Source organism: Pseudoalteromonas sp. APC 3893 (assembly GCF_030408095.1).
Classification (GTDB): Bacteria; Pseudomonadota; Gammaproteobacteria; order Enterobacterales; family Alteromonadaceae; genus Pseudoalteromonas.
This window is the reverse complement of the sequence record NZ_JASDCD010000009.1, coordinates 51,993-65,229: the sequence shown is the minus strand read 5'-3', so window position 1 is coordinate 65,229 and position 13,237 is coordinate 51,993. Positions and strand designations below refer to the sequence as shown.

Sequence of the window (13,237 nt, the reverse complement as noted above, 5' to 3'; positions counted from 1 at the left end):
GTTATTCCTCTACTTGTGCAGGCAAGCTCGACTTCTTAGCCTTAACTAATTCAGCGTGTAAATCTTCACGGTTAATTTTTAGATAAATGGTTTGTTTGGCAGGTTGACTCAGCGCCTGCTCAATAACCTTAACAGCATCCTCAATGGTCACGGATGCGAGGCCCAATTGAGCCATTCGATCTTTTAAGTATTCGTCAGCTCCCATACCGACACCACTCCAAAACCCCCAGTTAATCACTCGCACTGGGCATGGGTAATAAGGTGCTATTTGAGCAGCAAAGTTATCTTGAAACTGGCAACCCGCTGCGTAGTTGGCTTGCCCCGCTTCTTTACCAAAGCTTTGAATGGAAGAAAAAAACAACACAAAATCGGTGACTTTTCCATGCAGCAATCGGTCGATATTGATCGCGATATCGGATTTGCTGGCAAGTACCGACAGAAACTCTTCATCGGTCATGCGCGCGAGACTTTTATCTTTGATGACCCCTGCACTATGGATAATGCCGTTAATCGACGGATAGTGCGCTAACATTTGATGTACCGCAATTTCGGCAGCGTGAAAATCGGTAACATCCACCGAGTAATAAGTTGGTCGTCTGCCGAGAGCCGCTAACTTATCGAGTCGATGGTTGATATCTGCATCCATTGGTCGGCGGCCAAACCAAATGATTTTAGCTCGATACGTCGCTACCAAATATTGGCTAAATTCCATCCCTATGCCACCGGCACCTCCGACAATCAGGTATACGCCGTTTTCTTTGAATCCTGGGTTAGCAACGACCACCGATGAATCCGAAACTGGTGGTTCAAAGTGATTAAGTTCTTGTTGGTACCAATGACCTTTTCTAATCGCAAACATTCGATAGTTTTCTGTTTGCGAAGCAACGGTTCGGCTCAGTGACCAGTCGCGACTCAACGAAGACAAGGGGTTATCACCATCGCTATCTAAATGCACTATATCCCAACGAGGATACTCTTTTGCAACGCTACCTAAAAATCCACTCAGGGCAGCGTGGAAAGCCGGCGTTGCTGGCGGACGTATAAATCTGCGCGAGTCTCCGTTAGTCAAATCGCTTTTGTATGAGAAAGCGTGTCGACTATAAACCAACCATTGCATTGGCTTATTCTCATAACCTAAAGACAATAACGCTTTGACCAGTTTAAACCCATAGTAAGCGTCGGATGATTGACTCATTGCGTCAGTCTTAGCTTCTGTACCTCGGGCAGGTTCTAAAGCCCAAACGAGTTGTTCAATAGACTTACCAGCTAACAACTGAGTTAATATCTGCGTTAACTCTTCAACCGTCTGTTCAGGATTGAGCAAAATACCTTTGTCAGTTTTAAATGTGTCGCTAAGTTCATCAAGAACTTCGATCGAAGATGCGATACAAAAAGCCTTAATACCAGAATCACTCTCAAGCGCAGATATATTTGTGTTGCTGCCTACCTCAGAGGGTAATCGATCGACTCGCTCCCAAACGGGCACCATGTTCAATTCTCGCGTCGCTAATAAACTCGGCCGCTTATTATTTTCATTGATATCTTGATCGAAATTCGGCGGTTGCAAGTCGAGTCGATGGGCACGCATCGCCAATCCAATCAATTGCACTAACACTTCACCGGAAGAGTCACAAATATCCATATTCACTTTACGTGTTTCACCTTCCGACAATTGACTTTGAGCGTATCGTGTCCACACCCAAAGTTCTGATTCAAGTGGCTTCAACACGCGCACTTGATCAACGGCAAAGGGTAGCACAGCACTGATCTCATCACTTTGCAGTTCGTGATAAACCAATCCGAGTGTGGTTTGTAACGCACCATCTAACAAACTAGGATGCTGATGAAACTCCTCTTTGCTGAGTTGAACACATTCCGGCAATGACAGTTGCGCCAACACCTGAGGTTGTTGCCTAGCATCGGCTCCCAAATGCATTCGTTGAATGGCACGCATACTGGTTCCGTACTGAATTAAATATTGCTCATAAAGCGGGTACAACTCCGCTTGTTTCAGAGTCAATTGATTAATATGAGCTTTCAGTTTATCGAGCGCTAAAACCGGTGCTGACGAACTTGCTTCAAGCTGCGTCTTGCACTGAAAATAAATATCGCTTTGCCCTAAATCATTAATCGAAACCTGCAGTTTATCGTTGGTTAATTCACAGGTTAATCCGATAACTTTTTCGTCATTGACTGCTACCGCTCTAGCCCAAACCAAATCATTGAGGATCACTTGAGTAGAGCTTCTCGAATCTCGATTAAACTCTGCGAATGTTGCTTGTACGGCAATTTCCAAATGAGCCACACCAGGTAGTACTGGAGTACCATTGACTAGGTGATCTCTGAGATAAAAAGCATTAGGATTGAGTGACATTGGTATCAGAGAATTGTCCGCTAACGGGTTGGATTTTTTCACTTTAAATCCAACATCCTGAAACAACTTAACGTTATCGTTTTCAACGCCTGCTGACGATAAATCACTCACCCAGTAGGAATCGCCAGCAAATGGATAACTTGGCAATCTTATCTTTTGTTGAGGAGCACTATATAAATTGTGCCACGCAACTTGCCCTCCAGACAGCCAATACTCTGCTAACTTATTAAGGTCAGTGATGGTGAGCTCGCTGGATAATTTATCCATAGCGACCGTTTGTTGTTTTGCTTGACGCGTCCGAGAAACATTAGGATTATCGACAAGAGAATCTTCTCCAGCCGTCACTATGTCGAATAACCGTTTATTCAATTGGGCAAAGGTAGCCGCTTGACACACCAGGCGATAATCAAAAGACTCGCGGCCAGTTTGTAAGGTGTATGCCAAACGAGCCAATTGCTGATCGCTTGGATTATTTTCCGAGATCCACTGCTGCAAGTTGTTAACTCGGCTAAATAAGTCGGATAAAGTCTTAGCCGATAAAATAATCAAGCGAGTGGTTGCTTCCTCGGTATTTCGATCAGTTTGGTTCCGATCAATTTGCTTACGATAAATTGTGTCTTGATCAATTATGTTTAGACCCGCAGTGTTTGGATTACTAGAGAGTTCTGGTTGACTATACTCTTCTAAAATAAGATGCGCATTAACCCCAGCCGCCCCAAAAGACGATACACCGGCTCTTAATGGGGTTGAACTGCCCCCCTCCACGGTGCCAAACCAAGGCTCAGAATTTTGTTGGACAATCAAGTTACCCGCTTTAAAATCAATTTTAGGATTTAGCTGTTGGCTATTAATACTCGGCACCAACATTCTATTTTGGAATTGACATAATACTTTGATGACGGAAGCGATCCCCGCAGCTGACTCTAAGTGTCCGATATTAGCTTTGACGGATCCTATAACACAAGGTCTCTTGCGTTTGTCGCCTTGAGTTTCAAACTCGGCAAATGCGAGGTTTATTCCCTCAATTTCGATGGGATCGCCCAAATCGGTACCGGTACCATGGGCTTCTATGTAGGAAATTGAACTGGCCGGAACCTTGGCTTTGCGAATGGCCTCCACCATGAGTTTCGATTGGGCGACCGGATCAGGAACAGTATAACCGTGCGTTCGACCGCCATGATTGACATGACTCCCTAAAATAGTACCTAGGATGGCATCATTATCGGCCTCAGCGTCAGTGAGTCGCTTCAATAAAATAGCGCCACAACCTTCACCTGGAACAAAACCATCACCGCCGACACCAAAGCTACGACAAATGCCATCACTGGATAACATTTGCTGCGCACTTAACAACACGTAACTCGATGGATGCAAATATAAATTCACACCTCCCGCAATGGCGGCGTTACACTCTCTTGCACGCAATTGATCCGCTGCCATATGAATGGCAACCAACGAAGATGAACACATGGTGTCAATCGGCATACTGGTGCCATGAAAATCGAACAGATAAGAAATCCGATTGGCGACCGAACTAAAGGAGGTATAGAAGCGCGCGTCTTCACCCTTGGCCCAATAATCATTGCAATAAAGATTGAATCCAGTTTTAGTGATACCGGCAAACACAGCAACGCGATGATCGCATGACTGATTTAATGAGCTTGGAGTATAACCAGCGTCTTCTAAAACATTCCAACAACATTCGATAAATAATCGTTCCTGGGGATCCATATTTTCAGCTTCCCAAGGAGAAATGCCAAAAAACTCGGTGTCAAACTGAGCAAAGCCCTCTAAAAAGCCTCCCCATTTGGAATAACTTTTTCTTTCTAATACCGCCTTGTCTCGATCAGAATTAAAGAATGCTGCGACGTCCCACCGTGATACGGGGATTTCGCCAATGGAATTCCTAGCATTAAGTAGATTATTCCAGTATTCCTCAATATTCTTCGCACCGGGAAATCGTCCAGTCATACCAATAACTGCAATCTTAGAGCCGCTTTGTTTGGAGTTGACCGCAGGGTCTTTCCGGTGATCTTGGCGAATTTTGTGACTCATACTTTGACTCAAGCGACCGGCCACTTTTTCTCGATGGTTTTCAGAATAGTTAGGCCACAAAGCACTGACTAATGAAGCCAAGGTTTTATGTTTGTAAAATAGTGTTTTATCGGTAACGCCTAACCAGGCTTCGAGCTTGCTGTTCAATAGGTTGATGACAATTGAGTCTAAACCGATTTGAGAGAAGTCATGGTCAACGGAAAAGTCCGCTGGGTTTATCCCTGTTTCTTCACAAAATAGGTCAACCAAATGATCTTGAAACTCGGTCATCGAGGTTAAGTCAGAATCAATGGCAGCATCAAGTTTTAAACCTGGCTGCTGATTCATCAGAGTTTCAAGCACCTCGTCTCTTGCCACCAGTGCACGACACACAGGTTTGTCCTGGGTCCACGCATGATAAAAGAATTGCCAAGCTGATTTAAGCGACAACATTCCTAGTCCAGCATCTTGCAATTGCGACTGAACTGAATAATCCACTGACATGCCACCGGATTCCCATAACGGCCACGCCAATGACAAGGTACGACCGGAACGCAATCCGCGCGCGGTTAAGTTTTGCCGATAACTACAAAACTGATCCATAAAAGCATTTGCGGTAGCGTAATCCGTTTGACCGACGTTACCTAAAGTTGCAGAAATTGATGAGCAAGTCACAAAAAGCTCTAAAGGCAAATTCCAAGTCGCATTGTCCAAAAAAGTTAACCCATGAACTTTGGGTTTTAGGGTCGTTAAAAACTCTTGCTCGCTCTTTTTAATCGCGTAGCTGTCATTTAAGGTACCAGCACAGTGAATAATTCCAGTAAGCTTCCCTAAGTTCTGCACAATTTTTCGGATGGTTTGAAATACCTGTGCTTCGTCGCCGACGTCCAGAGTTTCAAAGATTAATTGACATCCTTGACACTCTTTCGCTAACCGCTCAGTATTTTCAGGTGTGCTTCGAGAGGCCAGAATAATTTTTGCATCATGACATTGCTTAGCAATCTCTCGTGCAAAATGCTGCGCAATTTGACCTGAACCACCGGTAATTAAATAGACGCCGCTATCTTGCCAAGGATAAGTGATATCGCGATTTTTAGTGGGTAGGTTTTGTTGAAAAAACTGTCTTACTTGACGTTTACCATGAGTGTATCTGACTTCATCATTATTCAAGTCAAACAGATTTTCATGAATCTGCTGCTCTATTGAAAGCTGTGATTTATCATCCAGCTCGACACTGCGAAATTGAAGTGAGCCAGTTTCTAAGCTTGCAGAACGAAGTAACGCAGTAACCGCTTGAACGCCTAAGCGTTGTAAACTGCCCTCAGGATACTTATGTAGCAAGAGCACACTATCAAGTTGTGGTTGATTATTTTCCGCAAGTGATTTAATGAGTCTAAAGCAACGAATAAATATTTCGCTAAACCATTCTTCTGGCAACACCTCTTGACTAAACTTATTATTGCAGAGAGACTGAACTACAATAGAATTGCCGGTGTTTTTAGCTTCTAATTTTTGTATTTCTAACTCGCCCAGACCGAGCGCCAAAACCTGAAATTTTACTGACGAGACTTCCGAGTGAGTTGTAGCGGGAACATCCACCCAATCGTCCGTCACTAAGTAAGTGCTCAGTCGGTCAGACTCTTGTTCCTTTTTTTCTAATTCGTTGTTTGTAATACCTTCAGTCTTAATCCTGTATTTTTCTTTACTAAATGGGTAAAGTGGTAAACTGATAACTTGAGGTACTCGTGTCGATCCTCTATAGGCATAAAGTTTTTGCCAATCTAGTTCAACACCTTGGCACCAAAAACGACTCAAAGCTTGGAAATTTTGCTGAGTTAAGTGTTGCTTTATTTGTTCAGCACCAATCTGTTTCGTTAGCTCATCAATGGCTTCTAACGATTGGTTAAGCCAAAAAATCTGCTGCTTCCATTCACGGTCACCGCTCACCCGGCTCATTTTATCCGATAATTCGGTTAAACTCGAAGCGGTAACAGCAAGCCGCCAAACTTGATGTTGACGTCCTACTTGAAGCGTGAAGGCCACTCGGTCGAGCATGTCAGGAGTATCTGGTAAGGATTCCAGCGCAACCAGCAGAGATTGAACTAATTCTTTCAATTGTGATTCTGATTTCGCCGATAGGACAAATAGATTTTCTGTCTTGCTTGGCGGCATTTCAAAGCTGGCCGACAAAGCTTGTGTTGCAGGTGACCATTGCTCAATGATCATATGTACATTGCTACCACCGGCACCAAACGACGAAATACCTGCCCGCAAAGGCTGTCCTTGATGCACCTGCCAGTCACTCAAATGAGTTTGCACATAAAAAGGACTATCAGCAAAATCAATATGACTATTCAGCGGTTCTGCTCCAACGCTAGGCACTAATTTCTGGTGCTTCAACTGCAACAACACTTTAGTGATTCCAGCAATGCCAGCGGCGGCTTCTAAATGCCCAATATTGGATTTTACACTGCCTAAGGCGCACGCATGTAACTGTGTTCGGTTATCAGACAATCTTCTTTCTGACGATTGTTTAGCAAACTGTCTAAATGATTGCTTCAGACCATTCACTTCGATCGGATCGCCCAATCGAGTACCCGTACCATGAGCTTCAATATAAGAGATGTCTGAGGGTGCTAAACTCGCTTGCCTTAATGCTTCACTGACCAACGCCGCTTGCGCTGTTGGGCTGGGTACCGTGTAACCATTGGTTTTGCCATTATGACTGGTGGCCGAACCAACAATGATCCCATAGATATTGTCATTATCTTGAATGGCCTGCTGTTTTGGCTTCAGCAATAAACTGCCTACCCCCTCTCCTGGAACAAAACCATTGGCACTATCAGCAAAGGTATGGCATCGACCGTCACTGGATAACATTTGCTGTGCACTCATCACCGCATAGCAAGAAGGATGTAAATACAAGTTCACACCGCCGGCAAGGGCCATATCGCATTCGTTACTGCGAATACTTTGAACGGCTAAATGTATCGCGAGTAGCGACGAGGAACACATAGTGTCAACACTAAAACTTGGACCATTCAAGTTAAACAAGTAAGAAACTCGATTTGCAACTGAGCTAAACGAGGTTCTTGGGATCGAGTCTGATCCAGATCTCCAAAGTTCAGGCAAGTAAAGTTCATAGCCGGTTTTAGTAATTCCAGCGAAAACGCCTACTCGACCAGCACAAACTTGTTGCAATCGGTGTGGTGGATATCCGGCATCTTCTAGGGTGTGCCAACAACTTTGCAGAAAAAGTCGCTCTTGGGGATCGATATTGAGCGCTTCTTTGGGTAACACCCCAAAAAATGCGCTATCAAACTCTGCATACTGATGGAGAAATCCGCCCCATTTGCAGTAGCTCTTATGCTCTCTTGCCGATTGAATCGGATCGGGCTCAAACAGTTGTTCCATATCCCATCTATCTATGGGTACTTCCTCAATCGATACGACTCCCTCGGCTAGGTTTTGCCAAAACTGCGTTAGGTTGTTCGCGCCAGGATATTGCCCCGCTAAACCGATAATCGCGATGTCTTTCGCGTCATCCACTGATGCGCGGCCAGACATTAATTCTTCGGTTGAGTTTGGTTTGGCAATATCCGTATCATTAACACCGACATCCAACGCTGCAGCGCTAAAATGATCATCTGTCGTCGACTCATAATACTGTCCATCTTCATACTGTCCATCTTCATACTGTCCACCTTCTTCACACCAGCGAATCACGCTCGATGAATATTCATCACATAGGTATTGCGCTACCTTTTTAATATTTTGGTGTTCAAAAAACAAGGTTTTAGAAAGTTCGCCAAAAATGGGCGCTAATAATTGATTCAGTGACATCACTTTAATCGAGTCGATCCCATAGTTTTCTAATGGCGCTAAAGCATCAAGATCTGCTGCGGGGATTCGAGTGACTTGTTCCAAGATACCTTTCAGCTTTGCGGTAAGGAGATCAACATTTACAACCGCTGACGATCTATTAATTTGTTCATATAACGCGTCCTTCGGTTGTAACCGAGTGGGCTGTTGTTTTTTCAATTGCTCTGTTGGCTTTTGTTCTGAGCGTCGCTGCGCTCCGGCATGACGACTTTCCGTTGTTAATGCTTTCGGTTTAGCCGCTGAACTTTGTTCATTCAATATGTCACTGATCGCACTTTTATCGCCAGACATCACTACCGCCTGTCTAACATCAGCGGATAGTAATGAATGGAATGCAAACAGGCCTTGCTGAGCCGTTAAGGGTTGCATACCGAGGTTGTCGTAGAGACTTTGTTGCGTGACGGAATCTACTGACATGCCACCATCACGCCAAAGAGGCCAGTTAATGGATAATACTTTTCGGTAATGACCACCAGCCGTTTCATTGTTTCGATCCATAGGGAGTTGATGATAGTTCGCAAAGCTATCCATAAACGAATTGGCCGTCGCGTATGCACTTTGACCGACATTGCCAATCACACTGGCAATGGAAGAAAACATAACGAAGAAATCGAGCGTTAATCCTTGGCAAGCGCGATCCAAATTAGCCGTGCCGGTTACCTTAGTCGATAAATCAGCGGCGAAACTTGCGCGACTTTTGTGACGAATAAAATCATCGTTAGCCACGCCCGCACTATGGATAATGCCATCCAGTTTGCCATGCTGTCGTTTAATTTCTGCCAGTAACTCAGACACGGCACCGCCATCGTTAACGTCAATTGATCGATATTCGATCTGTGATTTGGGATAAAGTCGTTGCAGCGCGGTAACTGATTCTAAGCGCTCACCGGTTAACGAGGATCGTCCTAGTAAATAAAGTCTGGTTCCCTGTACCGACTTTAATAGATCTTTGGCAAATATTTGACCGATCCCACCGAGTCCTCCAGTGATTAGATAAACGCCATGATTTTTCCAGCGTTTTTGTGGCTCTGGTAATGCAGCAATATTCTGTAACTGCCACTGCCTATGATGAATGCCTTCTTGGCTTAGTTGGAATACGCCAGCCTGACCATAAGCGGCGGTGAAAGATAATAGGTTAAGTAACCGGTTAGCATCAACATCTTCGGTAAGCATGACCACCTGCATGATCAAACCAGGCTTTTCCAATTTGATAGTTTTAAATAATCCATTACAAGCAGTCACCGCATCTAACGCTTGCGACTCTGCGGCGACCAATAGTTGAATCAATTCGGGTCTTGAAGGTTCTGCTAAGCTCTCCTTTGCGTAGGCAAATAATTCCACTGCCAAGTCGATAAACCATTGGTCTTTCTTGGCATGTATTGCTTCTATAGCTAACACCTCGGAGTCAACACTTTGTTTGAGCGCATCTTGTAAGGTTGGTGAAATATCCAAAAAGGCGATCTTACGTCGAGCAAATAATTTGGTCGCTTGACGGTTCTCGGTGATCGTCTGGTCGTCTCCGGTGTTGAGATCTTCTGAAATCGAAAGCGGCTGCCAACTTGGCAAACTCATAACCTCCGGTCGACGGCTATCGCCTAACCAAAATGACGCAGGTTCAAACGGATAAACCGGCAGAGCGACCCTTTTTGGAGGTTTGCCATGGGCAGTCCACAATGCATGCCAGTCGATAGTGTTGCCGATAATATTGCCGATAGTGTCACCGATAGCGCCGCCATTCAACCACTGTGATATAGGTTGGGCAAACGAACTTGGGGCCACATCAGAAAAAGATGCGTTTGGCGTTTCAAGGGTGTTGCAGTAACACACTTGCGGTGCTAGGTCAGAAATGTCCATACCGTCCGAGCTATTCTTTTCGATAAATCGTTTTAATCCACGTCGAATCGATTCAAGATCATTCGCTTCAATCACCAGTCGATGTGACATCGGGACTCGGCCTACTTGTAAGGTATAAAGTAAACTTGGCAGTTCAGCTTCTGCAAAATCGTTGTTTAAAAAGTGCAAAAAGTCTGCGGCGTAATGGAATAGTCGCTTTAAACTTTTAGCAGACAGGAGGAACCCTTGACACTCCTTAGGTATTAGGTTTGACAACTGATTCGGCGTTTGGCTAGCTCGACAACTTTCATCGGCGCTACCAAGCGGTCCTTTAACAACCAAGTGCGCATTGGTTCCACTCAACCCAAAGGAACTGACCGCTGCCATTCGATCAGTGTTAGATTCAGGCCACTGACTCGCTTCCGTGACAATTTGAAACGGCGTATCGTCAAGCTCTATCTTCGGGTTAATCGATTGAAAATGAATACTCGGAGGAATCATATTTTGGTTGATTGCCCCCAAGACTTTTATTAATCCAGCAACGCCGGAAGCCGCCATTAGATGTCCTAAATTCGCTTTAACCGCGCCTAAAACACATTTACGTTCTGGAGAACGACCTGCGAAAGTCTTTAACAAGGCATCTACTTCAATCGGATCACCCAGCTCCGTACCAGTACCATGCGTTTCCAAATACTGGATCTGATTTTTATCAATGCCAAATCGTTGATACACATCGCTCATTAAACGGCTTTGCGATGCTGGGTTGGGTGCTGTTATGCCATTTGTTTTTCCATCTTGGTTAATTCCCCAACCGCAAATAAAACCATAAATATTATCGCCATCTTTAACAGCCTGTTCAGCAGATTTTAACAGCACCGCGCCAGCACCTTCGGCCGGAATAAAGCCATCGGCACCTTGATCAAAAGTAGCGCATCGACCTCTTCTCGATAGCATATTGGCATTGCTGGTCATAATATGCATTTTTGGAGTGACGAGAACCGAGCAGCCACCGGCAATCGCGGTAGATGATTGACCCGTTCGGATACTTTCACAAGCCTGTGCCACCGCCGTAAGAGACGAAGAACAAGCCGTATCAATGGCTAAACTGGGACCTTTAAGATTGAATAAATAGGAAACTCGACCCGCCACAACCGAACCACTGATCGCACTATTTAGATAAATGGCATCAACCCTGTCATGATAATCTGCAACGGGAGTACACCCCACAAAAACCCCGCAGTTTTGTTGAGCAAGCTGCTCTGGGGTATAGCCAGCATCTTCTAAACAATGCCAAGCGCATTGTAAAAATAATCGCTCTTGTGGATCCATCATTTCCGCTTCGGCAAAGGTGAGCTTGAAGAAGGCGGCATCAAACTCATCAATACCTTCTAGCATGCCCATTCGCTTTGAATAACTTTTGTTGGATCCCGTCTTGGCACTTTCATCGAAATAATGACTGCTTTGCCAACGACTGTCAGGTACCGTGCGAACGCAATCGACACCATCCATAAGGTTTTGCCAATAATCTTTGACTTGGTTTGCTAAGGGAAATTTCCCGGCAACGCCGATAACAGCCACCATGTTGGCTAAATCCTCAAGTGCAACTGAATGATTTGTCTCAGCGGATGATTGAGGTTTTTCCGTGGCAAAACTCGGTTGCAAGTTTTGAACATTAGTTAAAGCCATTAAACTGTCAAGAAACTCCCTTGCAGTACCATATTCATAGAGAGAACTGGCCTTTAGTTTAAGCTGAAAGGCCTCGTTAATAGAGCGAATAAATCTGACACCTGTGACTGAATCTAATCCCATTTGATGGAATGACAGTGACAGGTCAAGTGATTGGTCCTCACTACCCAGTTCTTCAGCGAGGAGTTTTTTAACTTCTTGCTCCAAAGACTTTTGCTCTAGATCTTTATGCAACTGATCTTTTTGCAACCGATAGGTCCGTTCCAGATTTTCCTGAGTAGACGTGACTGCTATTTCGGCAGTATCTCTAGGCGTTGTTTGGGATTCTGGGTGATCGTGATTAACGACCTCAACAATCATGTCTTCCGACGGCAATAAACACACTATATGCTTAGTTAAGGCTAGGGGTGAGCTGTACTCGTACAATACGCTCGCTTTTAAGTTTTCGTCGATTTTTGCTTGAAACATGGCATTCAGCTTTTTAACAAAAACCACACCGACAACCGAATCCATTCCTAACTTAGCAAAGTCGTCCTCCGCATCAATATCGTTCACTGACTCACCTAACTCTTCCACGAGTGCTGACATGACTTTCTGCTCAACGTCTTTCTCTAGCTGGTTTTTGTCAACTTTAACGGCTTGATTGAGTTGTGGTTCTTGTTCACTCTGTTTTTCATGATCAGACTCTGAAAAACGCTGCATCACTTTATCAACAACTTTTTGATTGCCGACAAAGGTTTTTTCATGCATCGCAATTTCTTTGGCAAATACATCTTCAAGTTCTTCTCTCAACTCAGAGACCAGTCGTAGCTTATTTTCAACTAAGGATTCCCGGTCATACTGACAAAGTTCTCTGGCATACTCATAAGCTTTCGCAACAACTTGGTCGCGGGAAACAACGGTAAAATCAATATTTCGTGCTTGTAATTCACGGCCCTTGTATTCTTTTGCTTCAAACAATATTTCCCGCCCAAAGCGCGGACCAAAACGTAACGGAAAGATTCGAGTTGCTCCAGCACCGGGGGTAAATCCTAGCTCCATAAACGGACAGTGGTAAACACTTTGACTGCTGAAGATACTGATGTCACAACTCATCCCCATGATCCAGCCAGATCCAATCGCATGTCCTTGCATCGCCGCAATCACGGGTAGATCAATTGTCAGTGGTAATGTATGGAGAACGCCATCGGTACACACAGTAGTGCCTTGCTGTATAGCGTACAGGCCTTCCTGAGAGCCGCCACAGCAAAAATATTGGTCATAGCCGGTGAGAATAATCACCTTGCACTCGGCCTGATCTTGTAATTGATGTAACGCGTTTGAAACCGCATCAATAAACGACAGAGTGACTAGGTTTTTATTTTGTCGGTCTTGCATCTCGACCAATGCAATACCATGAGAATCCAATGTGACATTAACTAATTTCAT

The 13,237-nt window shown here is 44.5% G+C and carries 1 protein-coding gene; it reads right to left on the bottom strand.

Features of this window, described 5'->3' with window-relative positions; translation table 11 throughout:
- Position 1: 1 nt before the first annotated feature.
- Positions 2-13,237, bottom strand: coding sequence for an SDR family NAD(P)-dependent oxidoreductase (locus QMA12_RS12115; protein ID WP_290210252.1), 13,236 nt, complete (start codon positions 13,235-13,237; stop codon positions 2-4).

Bases quoted from the DNA above. Each gene is read 5' to 3' on its own strand.
- QMA12_RS12115 (WP_290210252.1), bottom strand. From the start codon at position 13,237: ATGAAATTAGTTAATGTCACATTGGATTCTCATGGTATTGCATTGGTC.